The organism is Thalassoroseus pseudoceratinae, from assembly GCF_011634775.1.
Lineage (GTDB): Bacteria > Planctomycetota > Planctomycetia > Planctomycetales > Planctomycetaceae > Thalassoroseus > Thalassoroseus pseudoceratinae.
Genome location: NZ_JAALXT010000002.1, coordinates 877,086 through 898,523, shown reverse-complemented (window position 1 = coordinate 898,523; position 21,438 = coordinate 877,086). Strand labels below are relative to the sequence as shown.

The window sequence follows — 21,438 nt, the reverse complement described above, 5'->3', positions numbered from 1 at the left end:
CGTTCCATCACAGCAGACTCAAGTCGCTCGACCGTCCTCATCAGAATTCGTATGGTACAAGAATTCCGCACAGAGCGTTTGCGTTCTATTCCGCCGCCCTCAGCAATGAGTCACCGTATGATCACATACAGAAAAACGTTTACGACATGGTTCACTGGACTATTGACCGGACTACTGGTCTCACTAACAACTCATCCGGGACTTGCTGAAGAGCGAGACTTGCTGATCGTGGCTGGTCAATCGAACGCGGTTGGATACGATGCCAAACCGAGTGAACTGCCGAGTGATGACAATGACTCTCGGATTCTGTTCTGGTGGCGAACAGGCGATCCGCCGCCCGATGTCCATGATTCAAGTAGCGGACAGAAATGGACTCACCTGCAACCTCAGTCACTCGGAAATCCGAAGCGTCCCAAAGAGGGGCGACAATACGGCAACTTCGCCCAGAAGGAGGGAGGATTTGGCCCGGAAATTGGTCTCGCACGCACACTGCAAACGCGGACGAAACGACCGCTCGCGATCGTCAAAGTGGCTTTTAGCGGCACGGGGTTGCGACAGGATTGGAATCCCAACGATCCCGGTGACGGCGGCAGTTGTTACCGCGCGTTGATTGAAGAAGTCCGCACTGCCATTGAAGCCGGTCGGGAGCAAGGTATCACACTGAAACCGAAGGCATTGGCTTGGGTTCAGGGCGAGAGCGATGCCAACTCCCGGGATGCGGCGAATTACGCCAATGCTCTCCGTGAAATGTTAGCCGCACTGCGTCGCGATCTTGAAACCCCAGACTTGCTAGCGTTAGTCGCGGTCAACACACGTTTCGGGAATGGTGAAAACCAATTTATGCCGATCGTTGTCGAGCAACAAAAGCGTGTTGCCGCGACTGATCCGCTCTGCGAATACATGGACACCTCATCTGCGACGATCGCCAACGCCGCTCATTTCGACTCGAGTGGGACGCTTGAAGTTGGCCGAATGTTCGCTGACTCGCTTCTTCGACTTGAATCAAAACTCACTAAGAATCACCGTCATCTCACAATCGTCACCTTGGGTGACTCCATCACCAAGGGAGTTCGGTCTGGAGTGACATCCGATCAAACGTTTGCCGCGTTGTTAGAGTCTCAACTGCCGGAAGGCGTTTCCGGTCAAGTTGTAAATGTCGGAATTGGCGGAGAGCGGACCGACCAAGCGATTAAACGTTTGGATCGCGTGCTCGCGAATCAACCGGACATTGTCACGATCATGTATGGCACAAACGATAGCTACGTGGACCAAGGGAAATCCGAAAGCCGAATTTCCGTCGAAGCCTATCGGAAAAACTTGACAACGATTGTCTCGGAAATGCTGCGTCGAGGTGTTCAACCGATTCTGATGACCGAACCGCGTTGGGCGGACGATGCACGTTCCAATGGTCTCGGAGAGAACCCCAACATCAAGCTTGAACCGTTCATGACCGCATGCCGAGAGGTGGCAAACGAATGGCGAGTTCCTTTGGTCGACCACTTCGCAAAATGGACCGCTGCCGAAACCGACGGTACAAACTTACGAGACTGGACGACGGATGGCTGCCACCCCAACCCCACTGGGCACAGGAAAATTGCCGCGACGATCAAACCTGTCCTTGATCGAGTCATTGGTCCCGCGTTGAAAACCCGTGCGAAGTTGATGGCGGGTGATCCGATTCGAGTCGTGTGTTTCGGTGATAGTGTCACAGGCGTGTATTATCACACCGGAAGTCGACGGGCCTATACCGACATGCTAGGAATCGCCCTGCAGCGAGTCCAACCAAGTGCGAAAATCGAGATGATCAACGCCGGGATCAGTGGCCATACCACTGTGAATGCCTTGGCTCGAATCGAGCGTGATGTCTTGGCCCGAAAGCCAGACCTTGTGACCGTCATGTTTGGACTGAATGATATGACGCGAGTCCCGATCGATCAGTATCACGAAAATCTGACACAGATCGTGACGCAATGCCGAGAGATCGGTAGTGAAGTGGTTTTGGCAACTCCCAACAACGTCGTCTCCACAGATCGGCGACCGACGCAAAAACTGATTGAGTACTGCGATGTGATTCGCGAAGTTGCACGTGAACTGAATGTGCCTATTTGTGACTGCTATCGAGAACTGGATGCGGTTCGTACCCATAGCGAGTTTCCATGGCGACTCCTGATGAGCGACGAAATCCACCCTAACATGGACGGTCATCAACGCATCGCAACAGCGTTGGCACAAACAATCACGGGGCTAAGAATTTCGTTAGACGACGTCCCCCCGCCGAAACCAGCACTCTCACACTTGCGTGCGAAACTCAAAGAAGGACAACCAATTCGAGTGCTCGCAATGGAACCGTTTGATCAAATAGTTGAGTCAGAATTGCGGGCTGTCTATCCAAAAGGCGAAATCACGGTACAACCGTGGTCAGTTGCCGATCAATCCTTATCGGAAATTCGAAGCGATGCAGAAAAGCGTGTCCGGGCAACGAAACCGGACCTCGTTGTGATCGCAGTTCCTCGATCAGCAACCGCGGCCTCTGATTTGGAATTTGCAAACTCGTATGCCTGGATCATGAATTGGTCACTGAATTTTGGCCCCCCAACCTGGGATTGTCTGGTGATACACCCATCCATCGGGGAACCACTTCCAGAACCGACTTCACACGATGAACTTATTCGAACGCTAGTGAACGCACAAGATCTCCACCTGCTCGACCGTCCAACTAATAGTCAAGAAAATGCCGAAACGATCATCAAGGATTGGTTCCGGCAAATGGCAATAGAATAGTATAGGAAGAAAGATCACTAGCTTCTCGAACATTCTACTATTTTTCTGAAGACGCATCGTTAATAAGCGTCTCGGCAAATGCTCGACCGATTCGGCCATAACACTTGTGGCTTCCCAAATAATGATAGGGGTAGTCGGACCCGACACGGTTCCATTCGTCAATGTGGTTCCGCCACCCCTTATCAAACACGGCTTGGGCTTCCCAGTCCCAGTACTGGTCCGTCTTGACCACGAGCACATTGTCACGAAACTCCGGCAACTTCGCCGGTGCGATTTGATTCGCTTTGAATTGCTCTCGCCGAGAGTCGGAATCATTATCGCGATCACCACCGACGCCTAGCTGACCAATCACAAAAGGCAGTTGGGGAGCCTGCAATTCTTGTCGCACGTCTCGAATGAAGTTTGCCATATGCTTCGGATAGGCTGCTGAGTACTGTTCATTGATCATATCATTGAAGCCCTGAAACCACACAAACCCAGCAAGTTCCGGCTTCTTGTTTTTGAGTTCCGGGAAGTGAGTCCCCAAGTTTTCGAGAGTATCTTGCACGTCGCTGATCATGAGTCGATAGTACTTTCCATACGACTCACGAACCTCTTGTTCCGAAGTACTAGGACGACGTTTGCGTGCACGTTCCAGGTCGTCAGCGAGAACACTTGCATCGGGCATCCCGGATGACGGCGGACGAAAATCTCGAAACAGGCTTTTGCCGCCCCATGCAGTTTTGATTATCAAGACCGGCTCGTCGTAGTGATCGCCGACTGTGAATCCAAACTCTAGTTCGACACCGCATCGTTTGGGGCTACCATAACCGACCGTCAAACGCCCCTTCCTTCCAAGAAACTTGATCCAGACGTCGTCACGCACTATGAACTCGCCATCACGGTGCAAATGGGCAAAAATACCCTTCGTTTCCGGTGCAGTAATTTGGTGTTGCAGGAGGGGTAACTGGGCCTTCCCCTCCATATTTGATTGCCCAGCGAGAATGAACACCTTCACAACATCCCCTGAAACCTCGTCGGCCCAGATCGTCTGCGTTGAGATAGCAACGAACAGTGACATGAAGAACACAAGAGTTCGACGCAACATTTGACTGACCTCTTCTAGGGTTGTGTTGCTAGTATCCAGAGATAGGTTGTGCTGTGAGCATGCAAGATGCCAGCTTGGATTAGTCGATGTAGACGAACTCATTCGAATTCAACACTGCCATGCATGCCGTCAGGAGGCTATCACGAAGCTGCAACTCGTCTTGACTAAGAACGTTGCAAAACCGATCGCGTTCCTGAGGACTCGGATGCCGTGACAGAGTGATCAGAAACAAGCGATCGACTAGCATTTGATATCCCGTCAATGAACGATCGAACTCAACCGCCAGTAGTCGATCACACAGTCCGGCCGCGGCTTGTAACGTTAATTCACTATTGAGCATTTGCAGCGACTGAATTGCCGTCGTTGATTGATTACGACGCGCACACGAAGCGCCGGCATCGGGTCGATCGAACACATCGAAAATTGGGTATCTAAGGTTTCGCCGTGCAAACACGTAGATACTGCGTCGATGATGACTCCGAGAATCAGAGTCGGTTTTCCATTGCCCTTTCAACAGAGTCTTCAGCAACTCGGGTGGTAGCGGTGGCATAACGCTGGGGCCACCAAATTCCAAGTTCAATTGCCCACTGACGGCCAAGAGTGCGTCGCGAATCACTTCGCCCTCTAAGCGTTTCCGTGGGAATCGACTATAGAGATTGTTGCTTGGATCGACTGAAAGTGCAGACTCATAGGCAGGTCGATCCGCCAAACGATCGGAACCAAGATAACTCGCTTGCTGATATATTGCCGATGTCAGGATGAGTCTGTGAAGATGTTTCAAACTCCAGCCACTTTCACGGAACTCCAACGCCAGCCAATCGAGCAACTGAGGATGTGACGGACCTACCGCAACCACTCCGAAATCACTTGGGTTTTCGCAAAGACTCTTGCCGAAATGATATTGCCAGACGCGATTGACCATCACTCGGGCAGTTAGTGGGTTGTCTTCGTGAAAAAGCCATCTGGCAAATGCTTTCCGGGGATGGTCGGTATCAAAAGTTTCATGAACACGCCCCAAACAAGCGATCCGCGGTGGCTTGGGTTCAACTTGCGGTCCTTGATTCGACAACTCACCGCGACGGTAAAGATAGGGTGAAACCGATTGCTTTTGTTTCGTCAACTGCAACACCGGGCGATCTCGTTTCATCACGGGAACTGCTGACTCGAAAATGCCTCGCAACCGATAGAAGTCGGCTTGGCTGATGGGGTCGTACTTATGGTCGTGGCATTGGGCACAGTGCATCTGTAATCCGAGCAATGTCGCCCCGATAGTCGATGCAATCTCATTGAGTTTGTCGTGACGACGAAGGTCTTGCTCATTGATATCCGGCATATCCGGACCTGCAAGACAAAACATCGTTGCGATGGCATCGTCTTTGTTGCCGGTTTGATCTCCCACGAGTTGCAGTTCAACAAACCGATCATATGACAGGTCGTCATTGAGCGCATTGATGACCCATTGCCGATATTTCCATGCACCGGTTCGGACCTTGTCGTGCTCAAAGCCATCGGTCTCGGCGAAGCGAGCTAAATCAAGCCAGTGCTGTGCCCAACGCTCTCCGTAGGCGGGTGAACTTAGGAATCGTTCGACGAGTCGGTGATACGCCCCTGGTTTCTGATCGGCCTCAAACGCGGCTAGTTCGTCTGGAGTGGGTGGCAACCCAAGGAGATCATACTTGAGCCGACGCAGCAATACGGTTCGGCTAGCTCGCGGTGTCGGTACGAGGTCGTTTTCTTCTAGTTGCCTTAGGATGAAGAGATCAATCGGATTCTCGACCCACTCACTTGCCTGCACCGTTGGTAGTTTAACGGGCTTTAGCGGTTGGAACGACCAATGATCACGGTCGAATTCGTCGATTTCCGGTTCCACGACTTCCTTCGTGGCGATGGATTCGTTCTCTGTCGCGACGAGCGATGCCGGTGATATCAAAGCAAATATCAAGGCGGTGATCTTTAGAGTCGAACGCTTCATGCGAGGATTTCCTGGACAGTTTCAACGTCGTCGGTGGGACCGATGAGGCGTTCATCGAGGCCGTTGTGATAGTATGACAGGGCTTCCGGATCGACGCCCAGAATGTCCAATAGCGTTGCGTGCAGATTGCGAATGTGGACAGGTTTTTCCGTTGCACGTAGTCCGACTGGATCGGTGGCACCGTAAGCCATTCCCCCTTTGACGGCACCACCCGCGAGCCAAATGCTATAGCCCCAGGGATTATGATCGCGACCGGTGCCGGATTCACTCATTGGCATTCGCCCAAATTCGCCACCCCACACGACGAGTGTGTCGTCCCAGAGTCCGCGTTGTTTGAGGTCTTTCAGTAACGCTGCGACTGGGGCATCGGTCGCGAGACAATGGCTGGTGTGGTTCGATTTCACATCCTTGTGAGCATCCCATCCATTGGTGTCGCCGGAATACACTTGCACGAACCGCACACCGCGTTCGACCATCCGGCGAGCCAGCAGACAGCGTTGCCCGAAGTCTCGTGTTTCCTTACGGTCGAGACCATAACTTTGCTGAGTTGCTTTGGTTTCCTGCGTGATATCGACTAATTCAGGTGCCGCTGACTGCATCCGAAAAGCAAGTTCGTAGGCTTGAATCCGAGCATTCAATTCGTCGTCGCCATTTCGCAGAGCTTGGTGTTCCCGGTTGAGAAATCCGGTCAATTCCAACGTTGCACGTTGCTGCCTCTCCGAGACCCCTTGTGGTGGCTTGAGGTGTAGAATCGGCTCGGCACCGGCTCGCATGGTCACGCCTTGATAACTCGCGGGCAGAAATCCGTTGCCCCACGCGGGTGGACCACCTTTCAATCCGCCTTTCGGATCAGGCAGCACAACGAACGCCGGCAAGTCTTCGTTATCGGAACCGAGCCCGTAGGACACCCAACTCCCAACGCTGGGACGCCCCATGAGAATGCTGCCGGTATTCATTTGGTACACCGACTGCGGGTGGTTCACGCTGTCGCCATGCATACTGCGAATCACGCATAAATCGTCGGCGTGTTCGGCGATGTTCGGCAGAAAATCGCTGATTTCGATTCCCGATTCTCCACGGGGTCGGAACGGTTTGATCGGACCGAGCAACGGGTTCTGCGCGACTTTTCGACGACTGCGGATCATCCCGAAACTATCCGGAACCGGTTGCCCCGCGAGTCGTTTGAGTTCGGGTTTAGGGTCGAACAAATCGACGTGGCTCGGTCCCCCATGCATGAACAGCCAAATGATTCGTTTTGCCCGTGCCCGTTGCGGATCGAACCAGGTTCGCTCTCCTTCGGTCGCCAACGCCGTCGGAGCGAAACCGTTGGGCTGCATTGCCGCCAATGCGACTGCACCGAAGCCGGAACCTGCGGTTGATAGAAATTGCCGTCGATTCACGGGATTCTCCGCCTGATTGTGAAGTTCGATTCGCAGTGACAGTAGCCCGACTTGGGGAAGCGGTTCAGCGGCAAAGACTGAAATCCAGCAGATATCAGTCTCGGTAGTCCTCACCGTTGAAACTATGCATGACTGACGTTTGCCAGCGGTGCAATTTTCCTGTCATCTCTTTGCCTGCGTTGACCTGAGCCCCAAGGATGTCGGTTGTTTCTTTGGGGTCGCTAGCGAGGTCGTAGAGTTCGTAACGAAACTGATTGCCTTTCGTGGGAATTCGATGAAGCTTCAAATCGCCCTCAATCCAAGCAGCATGGCCGGGGAATCGCTCGGGGAGTTCGATGGGTTCGATCTTCCCAGCATCGGCGTCGAGTTTTTCCGGGTCGTCAAATGCGGTCCCTGCTTGCAGTTCCTTCCGGTAGTCGACCAACATTTCACGACTCCGCCGTCCGTTGCCCCGCGTTGGATATTGCCAAAACCCAAAGCCCGGTCGCGATTGCTCGTTTCCGGAAATTGTCGGTTGCAAGCTGACACCATCAAGGACTGGAATTTGCTTTTCGATTTCACCGAGATCTGTGTCCACGATGTCGAGCAGCGTTGGAAAGATATCCACGGTGTTGGCTCGCATCGCAATTTGACGCGGTGACTTCACGACGGCTGGCCACTCGATGATGGCGGGCACCTTCAAACCGCCTTCCCAGACACTCCCCTTTTGACCACGCAGACCGCCCGTCGATCCCGGTTTCCGACCACCGTTGTCGCTGGTGTACCAAAGTAGCGTGTTGTCGGCGATGTTTAGGGAACGAAGTTGCTTGCGAAGGTGCCCCATCGCCTGGTCGATGCCGGTGACCTCGCCGTAATAGTTCTGTAATGCCGGTTTCTGTTTGGGGTACAGCTTCTTCAAATGATCCTGTGCCTGATGCGGAGTGTGCGGATTGCCGAACCAAATGACGGCCAAGAACGGTTGATCCTTCTTCGTCGCAGACTTCATGAAATTCAAAGCGAGATCAATCGTGACCATCGAGCTCTCGCCCTCGGTTTCGATGACGTCGCCGTTGTGGCTCAAGAGCGGACTGTTCTCGTAGAAGTTCGGGCTGGAGGCCCATTCGTCGAACCCACTCTGACCGGGATTGACCGGACTATTCTTTCGGACCGATCCCAAATGCCACTTGCCGAAATGTCCGGTCGTGTACCCCGCTTCTTTCAGTGCTTCGGCGATGGTGATTTCTTGCGGCCGAAGTGTGTGACCCCAGCTAAAACAACCGAAACGGTTGGGATGTCGCCCGGTGAGCACGCTTCCTCGCGTTGGCGAACACACGGGACAGGCGGCGTAGAAATTATCGAATCGCAAACCGGTTCGGGCCATTTCGTCCAGCACCGGCGTTTGCAGCACGGGATGCCCATTGTAGGCCACGTCGCCCCATCCTTGATCATCTGCCATGCAGAGGATGAAGTTCGGCCGAGAATTATTCTCTTCAGCCGCGACCGTCAGCGACGACTGCCCCAAGAACAACACGAAAAAACACGAGAAAAGGAAAGACTTGAACAGTCTACAATTCATACCAATGGTTCTCCGATTGCGGTCAATGTGTGTTCATTTCGCCAACGATCAGTGTAGCCTGATGGGTTAAGATGATGCCAGTCAGCAAACTGATTCAAACCGCCACTACGGTTGATGAATCGTGCCAATGGTGCGAAAACGGTACTCACGAATTCGCACATCCGTTTCGGATCGAACTTCTGTGTTCACATTTCCTCGTCCACGAAAGTGTCTCGCTCGATGAAGATATCACTGTGTTGGGCTCTGCTGCTGTCTTTGACGGCAAGTGCTGGTTTGGCGGCGGAACCGAGTGATCGGTTGGTCCTGGTTGGTGCTTCCTATGGGAAAAACGTGCTTGCTATTTGCGATATCGACGGAAACGTTTTGTGGAAGCACAAGACCGCCGGACCGAAACGCGGACATGCGGGACATCACGACGTCCATCTACTGCCGAATGGGAACATTCTGTTTCACGACTCTTGGACGAAGCTCAAAGAGATCACGCTCGGCAAAAAAATCGTGTGGGAATACGACAGTGCCAATGCAAATGGCAATCGCGATCGTCGGGTGGATGTGCACGCGTTTGATCGGTTGGCAAACGGCGAGACGGTGATTGTCGAAAGCGGTGTGGGACGAATCATCCACGTCGATCGCGATGGAAACTTGGTGAAGGAAATCCCACTGGGTGACGGCGGACGGAAACACACACGATTGATGCGAGTCTTGAAAAACGGTCACTATTTGGTGTGTGCAGAGAATCCTGGCACAGTCACGGAATACGACGAAGCCGGTGACATTGTGTGGGAGTACGAAATCGGCACCCGCGTGTTCGGTGCAATTCGCTTGGACAATGGCAACACCATGATTTGTTCGGGCAACGGCAACAGTGTCGTGGAAGTCTCGCCGGAGAAGAAAGTCGTCTGGGAGATATCGAAGACGGTCCCGCAGACCGACATCACGTTGGGGTGGATGACGTGTCTCCAAGAATTGCCGAACGGGAATATCGCTGTCGGGAACTGTCATGCGGGCGAGAACAATCCGCAGATTTTCGAGATCACGAAAGACAAGCAAGTCGTCTGGCAATTCGATGAGTGGGACCTCGTTGGCAATGGTTTGGCATGTTGGCAGATTCTCGATGCCAAGCAGTCCGCCCTGGTTCGTCGCCAATTGGAACAACTCGACCCATAGAAATTGACCACGATTATGTCACGGCTTTTCATCCAATTCGTTGTTCTCGTCGCTTGCTTATCGACAGCGACAATCGCGATGTCGGCGGAGATCGACTTTGTGCGGGATGTGCGTCCGATCTTCGAGAAGCATTGCTACTCATGCCATGCGGGAGAGAAACAAAAAAGCGGTTTTCGGTTGGATATCAAGTCGGAGGCGTTCGCTGGTGGTGATCTGTACGATAGACCGATTGTGCCAGGGAAAGCGGCGGCGAGTTATCTCATTCAGTTCACCCGCGACCAGGATGGCGAACTCGTCATGCCTCCCGACGGCGAAGGACTGAACCCGACCGAAGTGGCCACGCTCACCAAATGGATCGACAGCGGAGCCAATTGGCCAGACGGAGTTGACCTCGCCGAAGCGATCGACAAACGTGATCACTGGTCGTTCAAACCGATTTCCAATCCGACACCGCCGAGTGTCAAAACGCAAAGCTGGCCGCGGGATGAAATTGACCGTTTCATCCTGGCCCGCTTGGAACACGCCGGACTCGCACCGTCGCCACCGGCCCACCGAGCGGCATGGTTGCGTCGAGTCACTTACGACTTGACTGGTCTTCCCCCGACACCAGCGGAGTTATCGGCATTCCTTCAGGACGACCAACCACACGCCTTTGAAACCGTTGTCAATCGGCTGTTGGGCTCACCGAAGTATGGAGAACGTTGGGCGCAGCATTGGTTGGACGTGGTCCGCTACGCCGACACACACGGGTTCGAAGTCAACACGGAACGACCAAATGCGTGGCCGTATCGGGACTATGTGATTGACGCATTCAACCGTGACACACCTTACGATCAATTCATCAGAGAACAATTGGTAGGCGACCGACTCAGCCAAGACGCCGCCACAGGGTTTCTGGTGACGGCCTCCGTTTTGCTGCCGGGGCAGATTGGGAAGGATGAAGAATCGAAACGTCTTGCCCGCCAGGATTCTCTCGATGAGATCGTGACGAACATCGGGCAAACATTTCTGGGCATGAGCATCGGCTGCGCACGCTGTCACGATCACAAATTCGATCCGATCTCGCAGAAGGAATACTACGCGATGCAGGCGTTCGTCGCCGGTGTCGAGTACCAAGACCGTGACGCTCAGACGCCCCGAGCGAACAGGGCACGAACGCAGATTCGCGAGTACCGAAAACGGATTGAGGCAATCGATCGTGAGCTACAGTCTCTCGCTCCCTTGGCGAACGTGCAGTCCGCCCCAACCACCGACACACCAAAACGGCCAAGCATCAACTCGGAATTGAACATCGACCGATTCCTGCCAGTCGTCACTCAGAAAGTTCGATTCACGATCAACGCAACAAACCGGCTTGAACCATGCATTGACGAACTGGAGATCATTTCAACTGCCGGTGAGAATGTCGCGTTGACGAGTTTCGGAACCGATGTCCAAGCATCCGGCAGCCGCACTCAACCGAATCGGCATCAGTTGGAATTTGTGAACGATGGCCAATATGGAAACTCCAGGAGTTGGATGTCCAACGAGAACGGCGGAGGATGGTTGGAATTCACATTGCCCGAACCAATCGAAATCGAACGGATTCAATGGGGAAGAGACCGCACGAAAAAGTACAAAGATCGACTCGCGACGGACTATGAAATCCTCGTGTCAACTACCTCCGGCGAATGGCAACGGGTCGCCAGTTCGGGGGATCGTCAGACGTATAATCCAAGCGACAAGGGTTGGCAACTCAACCTGCAAATTCTCGATGCCGGTCAGAAGCAACACGCCAACCGAATCATTCGAGAGAAGACACAACACGAAGCAGCCATTCGACAGCAGAACAACTCGCTCAAAATCTTTGCCGGTCGATTCCGCGAGCCGGATGAAATCCACCTGCTGCGTCGTGGCGACCCCGAGCAACCGCTCGAGCCAGTGTCCGCCAACATTCCCGATGTCTTTGGAACGCTGCCGTCAGGTCAACCGGACACTGAGCACGATCGACGTCGTGCGTTAGCGGATTGGATCGTCGATCCCGCGAATCCGTTGACCGCCCGCGTGATGGTCAATCGAATTTGGCAATCACACTTTGGTATCGGGTTGGTCGATACGCCGAACGATTTCGGTCGGATCGGAACACCGCCCTCGCATCCGCAATTGCTCGACTATCTCGCGCGGGACTTCATCAAATCCGACTGGTCGATCAAAACTCTGCACCGTCGGATCGTGCTTTCGGCGACTTATCGGCAGTCGAGTTTGTCCCGATCAGAAGGTTTGGCTCAAGACGCAGACGTGCGTCTGTTATGGCGATACCCGACTCGCCGTCTCGATGGGGAATCCATCCGCGACTCGATTTTGCAAATTAGCGGGCAACTCAATTCCAAGGCGGGTGGTCCGGGCTTCAATCTGTTCGACAAACGTGGCGGACTCACGGGGTTTACGCCTGTTGAAGTGTTTCCCCCGAACGGTCTGCGACGAATGATCTACGCCCATCGTGTTCGACGAGAACGCGACCGCGTCTTCGGAGCCTTCGATTGCCCGGATGGTGGTCAAAGTGCCCCGAGACGACGAAACTCGACCACACCAATTCAAGCGCTCAATCTGCTCAATAGTCGGTTTGTGATCGATCAATCCAACGCGTTTGCGAAGCGAGTCGTTGCGACGTATCCAGACGATGTTGCCGAGCAAATCCGTGCGGCGTATGTATTGGCCCTTAGTCGGGAACCGAGCACCGATGAGGCCCAGGAACTTCGCGGCATCGTCGAGCAACACGGGTTGCACACGCTGTGTCGGGCGTTGTTCAATTCCAACGAGTTCTTGTTTATCCCTTGAGGTTTTCGTGTCCCAATCCAATATGCCCACCAATCCAATTTCTGGCCGAGCGTTCCTTGATCGCCGTGGTTTCCTGGGAAACGCCGCCACGGGATTGGGTTCGATTGCGCTCGCGAATTTGCTAGGGCGTGATGGTTTGTTGGCCTCGGATTCGTTGCAGATCAATCCCGATCACCCCTACGATTCCCGACCTGCTCATTTTGCTCCGAAGGCGAAGAACGTCATTGTGATTTTCTGTGCGGGAGCCGTCAGCCAACTGGAAACGTGGGACTACAAACCGGAACTGATCAAGCAAGACGGCAAGCCACTCGCCGATGGACCAGCGGTGACGTTTCAAGGTCCGGCGGGAAACTTGGCACGACCGCAGTACCGATTCCGACCGCGTGGCGAAACCGGGATGATGGTTTCGGACATGATCCCGCATCTTGCGGAACTCACCGATGATATTGCTTTTGTGCATTCGCTCACCAGCAAAAGCAACACGCACGGACCGGCGGAAAATTTCCTTTCCACGGGTTTCGTGTTGGATGGCTTCCCGAGTCTCGGATCGTGGGTGACTTACGCCCTGGGCAGTGAAAACCAGAATCTCCCTGCCTATGTGGCGATCCCCGATCCGCGTGGCGTCCCACAAAACGGTTCCAATAATTGGGGCCCCGGTTTTCTCCCGGCGGCATTTCAGGGCACAACGATGTCCTCGAAAGAACCGATCCGCCATCTCAAACCGAACGGCGTATCCCCCCAAGCCGACAAAGCAACACGGGCCATTCTCGATCGACTCAATCGTCGACACCTGGAAGAAAATGCCTCGGACAGCAAACTTTCCGCCCGAATTGCCAGCTATGAATTAGCCGCTCGCATGCAACTTAGCGTGCCGGAGGTGACGGATCTGTCGTCCGAACCGGCTCACATTTTGAAACTTTACGGAGCGGACGATACCGAAAACGAAACCAAAGCTGCCTTTGCCCGCAACTGCATTCTTGCGCGACGTTTGATCGAAAAAGGCGTGCGGTTCGTGCAACTTTTCAATGGGGCTTATGCCAGTGGTGGCCGATTGAACTGGGACGGTCACAGTAAACTCAAGGAGCAGTACGATGTCCACGCGGCCGTGCTCGATCAACCGGCTGCCGGTCTGATTCGCGACCTCCGCCAACGGGGATTGCTAGAAGACACGCTCGTCGTGTGGTGCACTGAATTCGGTCGCATGCCGATGTTCCAGAAAGGAGCGAAAGGCCGCGATCACAATCCCGACGGCTTCACATGCTGGCTCACGGGCGCCGGCGTCCGCCCCGGTGTTCGTCACGGACGCACAGACGATCTCGGTCGCAAGGCCATTGAAAATCCGCGTCCCCTGTACGATTTCAACGCGACCATTCTCCACCTGCTCGGTCTCGATCACGAAAAACTCACCTTCCAGTACAACGGAATCGAGCGTCGGCTCACGAACGTCGAGGGTGATGTGATTCACGAAATCCTGGCGTGACGAACGCCCCCATGCACTAGGCCATAGATATTTTTTGAACAGCCACTTGCATCCACAGCCTTTGATTTGTTACGGTGAATACACTTTTGAGAGATTCGGCGTAATGCGAAACGGGGAAATTCCGTATCTGCTGGTTGATAGATTCTCGGAAGTGACCACAACGAATATCAAAGTGCCCGCCTAATATCCTTCCACCGATCCCTCGAGGATCGAAAACTTCGATTGGGCCCAATCATGAGTTACGAATGGTTGGCAACTCCTCGATTCTTCTCGCTGCTGTCTGCATGCGTCTGGATTTCGGCGTGCGTACCGATAACTCGCGCAGACGACACTGCGGTGAGTTTCGTCAATGATGTCATGCCCATCTTCACCAAAGCGGGCTGCAACACGGGGGTTTGTCACGCGAAAGCCGGTGGCGGTCAGAATGGGTTTCAGTTATCGCTGCTGGGATTTGAGCCGGCTGAAGATTACGACAGCCTCGTCCGCGAAGCCCGCGGACGGCGAATTTTTCCCGCAGACCCCGCACAGAGTTTGATTCTACAGAAAGCCACCGGCCGCATGCCGCATGGTGGTGGTGTTCGATTGCAAACGAACTCCCCCGGCTACGACCGTTTGATTAGTTGGATCGAACAAGGAATGCCGTTCGGGAAATCCGAGGAAGCCGTATTGGAATCGGTTTCTGTCGAGCCGGAACGTGGTGTTATCGAACGTGGTCAGAATGTGCAGTTAAAGGCATTCGCGAAGTACTCCGATGGCAGTACCCGCGATGTCACTGATTGGGCCCTGTTTGAATCGAATTCCGATGCGTTGGCAGACGTCTCGGAAACCGGTCTTGTGCAGGTACACGACTTGCCCGGCAAAGTGGCGATCATGGTGCGATACCAAGGCCAAGTGGCTGTCTTCACCGCTGCGGTGCCGTTAGGCGCTCCTGTTCCCGATGAGAGTTTTCCACCTGTCAAGAACTTCGTCGACGAATTCGTCTTCGCGAATTTGAAGGAAATCGGGATTCCCCCGTCATCGGTTTGCGACGATGCCACCTTCTTGCGACGCGTTTCATTGGACATCGCAGGGCGTCTCCCAACTGCCGAGGAAACCGAATCGTTCTTGGCAAGCGAGGACGCGAACAAACGTGATCAAGTCGTCGATCGACTCCTCAAAAGCCCCGGGTATGCGGATTACTTTGCGAATAAATGGACGGCGTTGCTGAAGAATCGTCGGGATGACGCCAGCGATATCACATCGAACTTCGCGTTCCACGCCTGGATTCGGGACAGTCTCCTTGCAAATGCCCCATATGATCAGATCGTCCGGGAACTCTTGGCTGCCACGGGCACCGTGATCGCCAATCCACCGGTTGCCTGGTACAAACGAGTCAAAGACCCGAAGCAGCAGCTTGAAGATGTCTCGCAGTTGTTTCTTGGTGTACGGCTTCAATGTGCACAGTGTCATCACCACCCGTTTGAACGGTGGAGCCAAGACGATTACTACAGTTTGCAAGCGTTCTTCAGCCAAGTCGGTCGCAAACCGACGGCCATTCGTGGCGAAGACCTTATCTTTCACAAACGCGGCAAAGCGACCGCGAAGAACGTCAAGACCGGCGAGATGCTTCCCCCCGTGGCTTTGGGGGATGACGTCGGAACAATCCCGCCTGATGAAGACCCGCGACTTCGACTCGCCAACTGGATGAGCCAACCAGAAAATCCCTTCTTCGCCAAGGCATTAGTCAACCGGTATTGGAAGCACTTCTTCACTCGCGGCCTCATTGAGCCTGAAGACGACATCCGTGACACCAACCCGCCAACCAATCCCGAATTGCTCGCCGCTCTTGAAAAGCACTTCGTCGAAAGTGGCTTCGACCTGAAAGAACTCGTACGGGTAATCACCCAATCGAACGCGTACCAACTCAGCGCCTCACCAAACGAATTCAACTTGGTTGATCGTCAAAACTATTCACGATTCTACCCACGACGTTTGGAAGCCGAGGTGCTGTTGGATTCGATCAACGATCTCACCGGTGCCACCACATCCTTTGCGAATTTACCCCCCGGCACACGAGCCGTCGCACTGCCTGATAACAGCTACAATAAAGCCTCGAAATTCTTAGACGTGTTCGGTCGCCCAGAGAATCTGAGTGTCTGCGAGTGCGAGCGAGTGCAGTCGTCGAGCTTGGCTCAAAGTCTGCACTTGATCAATTCTTCCGAGATCAAGTCGAAACTCACAACTTCCAGTGGACGAGCTGCCGAGTTAGCCAAATCCGAATTGACGGACGAAGAAATCGTTCGTCAGTTGTATCAGTCGGCATTCTCACGACAGCCACGCACGGATGAACTTGAAACGGCGACCGCATACCTTCGCGAACCGTTGATCGATGCCAAAGGCCAACCGCTCAACGAAAATGCAGCGTTCCGTCAGAACTTGCAAGACTTGATTTGGGCGTTGATGAATACCAAGGAATTCCTGTTCAACCACTAAGCCACTGCATTCGTCTTCGCATCGGCACTGTTCCGAGATCTCCGGGGAAATGATGAAGATATCTCGCAAGACCTTCGACCAGAACATGTATCGAATCAGCATCCTTGCACTGGGGTGTTTGATCGGTTTGGCCGAATCATCGGCAGTTTGGGCGCAGGCGGTTTGTTTACCCGCCCCCCGGCTTCTGAACACGGTGCCGATGGGTGGGCAAGTCGGCACCAGCGTGGATGTCCGCATCAGCGGTGATCACATCGATGACGCAGATGTGTTGACCTTCTCACATCCCGGCATCACAGCCGAGCCCAAACGGGATGCGGACGGCCAACCGATTGCGAATCAATTTACCGTCACAATTGCGTCCGATTGCCCGCCAGGAATTCATGAAGCGCGCGTGATGACGCGGCTCGGTGTTTCGTCATCACGGGTCTTCAATGTCGGAACGCTGCCCGAGACAATCAAAACGAAACCCAATACATCGCTCGAAACCGCGATGCCCTTGGAAATTAACTCAACCTGTAACGCAGTCATGTCCGCCAGAGCGGTTGATTTCTACACCGTGGCTTTGCAGCAAGGCCAACGCATGGTTGTCGACTGCGCCGCCAAGGGAATTGATTCCAAGTTGAATCCCGTGATCATCGTCGCTGATGCAAACGGAAACGACTTGGTCGTCGAACGACGTGGTGGTGCTTTGAACTTCACGGCACCAGAGACCGCCCAGTACGTGATCAAAGTTCACGACCTGACGTTCAACGGTGGCCGCTTTTACTTCTATCGCTTGGTCTTGCAAGAAGCCTCCGAGGACGAAGTGATTGCCAGACTGCCCTCAACGCGATCAGTTAGTTCCTGCTCCTGGCCGCCAGTGGGTCTGACAGCCGTTGCGTCCATGACGGAAGCCGAACCGAATAACAATCACGAGAACGCACAGGCTATTACGTTGCCATGTGATATTTCCGGTCGTTTCTTTCCCGCGGCCGATGTCGACACCTTCGAGTTCACCGCGAAGAAAGGTGAAGTTTGGTGGGTGGAAGTCGCCTCGGAACGTTTGGGACGTCCAACGGACCCGTCCATCATCGTGCAACATGTCGGGGAAGCAAATGGCGAAGAATCACTCACGGATGTTGTAGAACTGACGGATATCGCCAGCCCCGTCAAAGTCTCAAGCAACGGGTACTCATACGACGGCCCTCCCTACAATGCCGGCTCGACGGACATTCTTGGCAAGCTGGAAATCAAGCAGGATGGCGTGCATCGGCTGCAACTTTCCGACCTGTTCGGTGGCACGCGAACTGACTCTCGCAATGTGTATCGACTCATCATTCGCAAAGCGGCCCCCGATTTTGCGTTGGCGGGTTGGGCGTTGCATATGAATCTCCGCAACGGCGACCGCAATGCATTGTCAAAGCCAATCGCTCTGCGAGGTGGTGCCACCATGCCGATTGAGGTCGTTGCAATCCGACGCGATGGTTTCAAGGGTGACATTGAACTCAAGATGGACAATCTTCCCGAAGGCGTGACCGCAACGGGGCTCAAAATTCCTGCCGGCCAAACGCGAGGAATGATGCTTGTCACGGCGGAGGAAAACGCTCCTCGTGGTTTGTCGCGAGCATCGTTTATTGGTGAAAGTCTCATCAACGGCGAGACCATCCGTCGCCCCGTGCAGCTGGCATCGATGGCTTGGCCTGTGAAGAATGCTTGGTCTGAAATCCCCAGCCCCCGCCTAGTCGCTGACGTTCCCGTATCCGTCAGCGATTCCGAGCAAGCACCGATCACCGTCACACCGGTGAGTAATGAGCCGCTCATCGCCACTGCAGGTGAGAAGCTCACCATTCCACTCAAGCAGATTCGTCGCTGCGATTTTTCGGGCACCAAACTGAAAGTGAAAACGTTTGGTGCAGGGTTTGATCGGAATCCTGCCTTCGACGTTGCACTCGACGCTGATGAGTCCGAAGCGGTGCTCGACTTGGCGAAGCTGAAAACCCCACCGGGTGATTACACAATCGCTTTTTGTGGAAGTGCGGTGGCAAAATACCGTGACAATCTGGCGGCGGTCGACTCAGCGAAAATCGCTCTGAAATTAGCTGAGGAAAAAGCGAAGACAGCCGCCATGGAAGCGAGCCAACTTGCCGAAGCAGCGAAAACGGCCACCGAAGAACAAAAGCCCGAATTGACGAAATCCGCTGCGGCTGCGGTGTCACGTCAGAAATCGGCGGAACAAGCCGTCAAGTTGGCACAAAAACAATTGCAATTGGCGACGAACAATGCCAAACCCAAAGACATCGTTGATATTGTTGTCTCGCGCCCAATCAACATTCGCGTCCAACCGGCGGAGAAAAAATGAGCAGCCATCCGTTTCACGCGTCCCAATCGCCTTACTGTCCGGGACCGCAAAGTCGACGTGGATTTCTGAAAATGGGCTTGGCGGGGTTCGCCAGCTTGAGCTTACCGGGTGTTTTGCGATTGCGGGCGGAAACCGCCGCAGCAAGCGATCGCAAACGGAACGCCGTCATCATGGTGTGGAAGCCGGGCGGATGCTCACACATCGACACCTACGACCCCAAACCCAACGCTGAGTCGGAATACCGCGGCCCGTTCGGGACCATCCCAACGGCAGTGCCGGGGATGCAATTCACCGAACTCCTGCCAATGCAGGCGAAAATCGCTGACAAGTTCACGGTTTTGCGGTCAATGCGACAAGGAGCCGGCGGGCATCCAGCCGGTTCGATGCAAATGCTCTCCGGCGATTCCGACCGCCGTGACAAACCAAAACCGAAGTATCCCGACTGGATGTCGATTGCAAACTACTTGCGGTCGAAAGAGGGTTCACGGGAAAACCCATTGCCTCGGTACGTGGGTGTCAACCCACCAACGACATACAACGGACCGGCATATTTGGGGGATACTTACTCGCCGTTTTCCGTCACCGGCGACCCGAGCAAACCAAACTTTGTCGTGCCGAACATCGGCTTGTCAGATGCGTCGGAAGTTCGTCATCTGAGTCGACGATCTTCGTTGCGGGAAAACTTGGATACGCTGGAACGCTCCTTCGACCAAGTTGGTGAACTACAGGCTCTCGATGAATTCGAAATGCAAGCGATGACCTTGCTGACGAATCCCAAGGCGAAGCAGGCGTTCGATCTTTCTTTGGAAGATGACCGCACCCGCGACCGCTACGGCCGAAACTCGTGGGGACAGCAACTGCTTCTCGCGCGACGGTTGGTGGAAGCGGGTGTCGACATTTTGACAACGAGTCTCCGCGGGCCGTTGTGCGGTCGTGTGAACAATTGGGATGACCACGCCGTCAATCACCATGTCTTCGACGCACTTCGTTTTCGGGCACAAGCGTATGACCAAGCCGTGTCCGCGTTGATCGAAGACATCTACGAACGCGGATTGGATGATCGAGTGTTGGTAGTGGTGACCGGGGAATTTGGTCGCACACCAAAAATTAGCTACCAGCCGAGCACCGGTGCGGGCAACGCCAGTGCTCCGGCGGGAACGCGGCAGCCAGGTCGCGATCACTGGCCGCGAGCATTTTCCAACATCTGGGCTGGTGGCGGAATCGAAACCGGTCGTTACATCGGAGCGACGGACAAACGCGGCGAAGATTCCATCGAACGCATCTGCACGCCTGGTGATTTTCTATCAACGATCTATCACCATTTGGGAATCGATTCGTCCAAAATCTTTATCAAGGACTTGAACGGCCGCCCCACGCCCATCGTTGACCATGGGCACCCGATTCCGGAACTCATGGGTTAACACTCACCAGCGAAGACTTTCCCGTGCGGACATCCACTCCGCCGGGATGCCTTCACGGCCAGTGTTCATCGCGACGATTCCGCCGATGATCGCGCAATTGGTATCAATGTCTCCGCCGATTCGTGCAGTTATCCACATCGCTTCGGAATAGTCGTCGATGAAGGCCGCTGCCATCCAAAGGCAAAACGGAACGGTGTCCTGAGCACTGATTTGCTCGCCACATCCAACTTGCGATGCCACTGTGAATGGCCATGTGTCCAATGCGTAGAAACTGGCCCATTCCAGTCGTGTCCGCACCTCCGATGGCTCGAGTTGCGAGAGAATCCAAGGCAGCAATTCGCTTCCGCTTGGTTTTCGACTGTCCATAGACCGGCGTGTTGTCCAACCAGCAGCGAGAGCCACTGCAATCGCACCGGCGATACCTTCCGCGTGAGTATGCGTGACTTCCGCGGACAATCGGGCTTGTCGAACGGTGGCGTCGACATCGTCGGCAAACCAAGCCCCAAGCGGAGCAACCCGCATCGCGGCACCGTTTCCATAGGACCCCGACCCGCCGAACATGGCGCGACTCTCATGCTGCCACGAGACACCATCGTTGATTCGGCGAAGAAGTTGTTGGGCTCCGGCACCGTAGGACCGATACGGATTCACCGCATATCGACTCGCAAAACGCTCGGCCAGTGAGTCCTGATCAATCTCTCCATGCTGCTCAAGCGTCTGCACCACCGAAATCGCCATTTCGGTGTCGTCCGTATAATTCCAGGGCGATGGTGGAAGATTGTCGCGTGTGGCGGTTTCCAGCGTTCCGGGGTAAAAGAACTGTTGGCCAAACGCATCTCCCACAGATAGCCCATCCAACGCCAACCGAGCCCGCATTCTAGGAGTTGTCGACATCGCAAATTCCCGTCGCCGATTCTTGTTAGATTGGTGAAATTCCGAGAAACGGAA

12 protein-coding genes are annotated in these 21,438 nt (G+C 54.3%); 7 read left to right on the top strand and 5 right to left on the bottom strand.

Annotation, left to right across the window (positions count from 1 at the left end; all coding sequences use genetic code 11):
• The first annotated feature begins 117 nt into the window (after nt 1–117).
• Complete coding sequence (locus tag G6R38_RS09030) at nt 118–2,781, top strand: GDSL-type esterase/lipase family protein (protein WP_166823148.1); 2,664 nt, start codon at nt 118–120, stop codon at nt 2,779–2,781.
• Nucleotides 2,782–2,818: 37 nt separating this feature from the next.
• On the opposite strand, the gene G6R38_RS09025 is transcribed toward G6R38_RS09030, so the two are convergent.
• The 4 genes from G6R38_RS09025 to G6R38_RS09010 form a co-directional block, all read right to left on the bottom strand.
• Complete coding sequence (locus G6R38_RS09025; protein WP_166823145.1) at nt 2,819–3,868, bottom strand: sialate O-acetylesterase; 1,050 nt, start codon at nt 3,866–3,868, stop codon at nt 2,819–2,821.
• Nucleotides 3,869–3,947: 79 nt separating this feature from the next.
• On the bottom strand, nt 3,948–5,840 hold the full coding sequence (locus G6R38_RS09020) for a DUF1549 and DUF1553 domain-containing protein (RefSeq protein WP_166823142.1): 1,893 nt from the start codon (nt 5,838–5,840) through the stop codon (nt 3,948–3,950).
• The gene (locus G6R38_RS09015) at nt 5,837–7,282 is read right to left on the bottom strand and encodes a DUF1501 domain-containing protein (RefSeq protein ID WP_390881385.1); all 1,446 of its coding nucleotides are present in this window, start codon (nt 7,280–7,282) and stop codon (nt 5,837–5,839) included. Before G6R38_RS09015 ends, G6R38_RS09020 begins: the two co-directional genes overlap by 4 nt.
• Nucleotides 7,283–7,334: 52 nt before the next feature.
• Nucleotides 7,335–8,795 (bottom strand): sulfatase-like hydrolase/transferase, encoded by a 1,461-nt coding sequence (locus G6R38_RS09010; RefSeq protein WP_166823139.1) that lies wholly within the window; start codon nt 8,793–8,795, stop codon nt 7,335–7,337.
• 219 nt (nt 8,796–9,014) lie between these two features.
• On the opposite strand from G6R38_RS09010, the gene G6R38_RS09005 reads away from it, so the two are divergent.
• The 6 genes from G6R38_RS09005 (at nt 9,015) to G6R38_RS08980 (ending at nt 20,490) form a co-directional block, all read left to right on the top strand.
• On the top strand, nt 9,015–9,962 hold the full coding sequence (locus G6R38_RS09005) for a PQQ-binding-like beta-propeller repeat protein (protein WP_166823136.1): 948 nt from the start codon (nt 9,015–9,017) through the stop codon (nt 9,960–9,962).
• A gap of 15 nt (nt 9,963–9,977) precedes the next feature.
• A complete protein-coding gene (locus G6R38_RS09000) occupies nt 9,978–12,779 on the top strand; it encodes a DUF1553 domain-containing protein (protein ID WP_166823131.1) in 2,802 nt (933 codons plus the stop codon).
• A 22-nt stretch (nt 12,780–12,801) separates the two neighbouring features.
• Nucleotides 12,802–14,259, top strand: a complete 1,458-nt coding sequence (locus tag G6R38_RS08995; RefSeq protein WP_166824143.1) for a DUF1501 domain-containing protein — start codon at nt 12,802–12,804, stop codon at nt 14,257–14,259.
• Nucleotides 14,260–14,493: 234 nt separating this feature from the next.
• Entirely contained in the window at nt 14,494–16,731 is a 2,238-nt protein-coding gene (locus tag G6R38_RS08990) for a DUF1549 and DUF1553 domain-containing protein (RefSeq protein ID WP_166823127.1), read from the top strand.
• A gap of 49 nt (nt 16,732–16,780) precedes the next feature.
• A complete protein-coding gene (locus G6R38_RS08985) occupies nt 16,781–19,069 on the top strand; it encodes a serine protease (protein ID WP_240928125.1) in 2,289 nt (762 codons plus the stop codon).
• On the top strand, nt 19,066–20,490 hold the full coding sequence (locus G6R38_RS08980; RefSeq protein ID WP_166823121.1) for a DUF1501 domain-containing protein: 1,425 nt from the start codon (nt 19,066–19,068) through the stop codon (nt 20,488–20,490). Before G6R38_RS08985 ends, G6R38_RS08980 begins: the two co-directional genes overlap by 4 nt.
• 3 nt (nt 20,491–20,493) lie before the next feature.
• Here the strand turns inward: G6R38_RS08980 and G6R38_RS08975 are convergent, their stop codons facing one another.
• A complete protein-coding gene (locus tag G6R38_RS08975; protein ID WP_166823115.1) occupies nt 20,494–21,384 on the bottom strand; it encodes an ADP-ribosylglycohydrolase family protein in 891 nt (296 codons plus the stop codon).
• Between the last annotated feature and the right edge of the window lie 54 nt (nt 21,385–21,438).

Excerpts from the sequence above, each read along its gene's own strand:
- G6R38_RS09000 (WP_166823131.1), top strand. The coding sequence starts at position 9,978 with ATGTCACGGCTTTTCATCCAATTCGTTGTTCTCGTCGCTTGCTTATCG.
- G6R38_RS09010 (WP_166823139.1), bottom strand. The coding sequence starts at position 8,795 with ATGAATTGTAGACTGTTCAAGTCTTTCCTTTTCTCGTGTTTTTTCGTG.
- G6R38_RS08975 (WP_166823115.1), bottom strand. The coding sequence starts at position 21,384 with ATGTCGACAACTCCTAGAATGCGGGCTCGGTTGGCGTTGGATGGGCTA.
- G6R38_RS08995 (WP_166824143.1), top strand. The coding sequence starts at position 12,802 with ATGCCCACCAATCCAATTTCTGGCCGAGCGTTCCTTGATCGCCGTGGT.
- G6R38_RS08990 (WP_166823127.1), top strand. The coding sequence starts at position 14,494 with ATGAGTTACGAATGGTTGGCAACTCCTCGATTCTTCTCGCTGCTGTCT.
- G6R38_RS09025 (WP_166823145.1), bottom strand. The coding sequence starts at position 3,868 with ATGTTGCGTCGAACTCTTGTGTTCTTCATGTCACTGTTCGTTGCTATC.
- G6R38_RS08985 (WP_240928125.1), top strand. The coding sequence starts at position 16,781 with ATGATGAAGATATCTCGCAAGACCTTCGACCAGAACATGTATCGAATC.
- G6R38_RS08980 (WP_166823121.1), top strand. The coding sequence starts at position 19,066 with ATGAGCAGCCATCCGTTTCACGCGTCCCAATCGCCTTACTGTCCGGGA.
- G6R38_RS09005 (WP_166823136.1), top strand. The coding sequence starts at position 9,015 with ATGAAGATATCACTGTGTTGGGCTCTGCTGCTGTCTTTGACGGCAAGT.
- G6R38_RS09020 (WP_166823142.1), bottom strand. The coding sequence starts at position 5,840 with ATGAAGCGTTCGACTCTAAAGATCACCGCCTTGATATTTGCTTTGATA.
- G6R38_RS09030 (WP_166823148.1), top strand. The coding sequence starts at position 118 with ATGATCACATACAGAAAAACGTTTACGACATGGTTCACTGGACTATTG.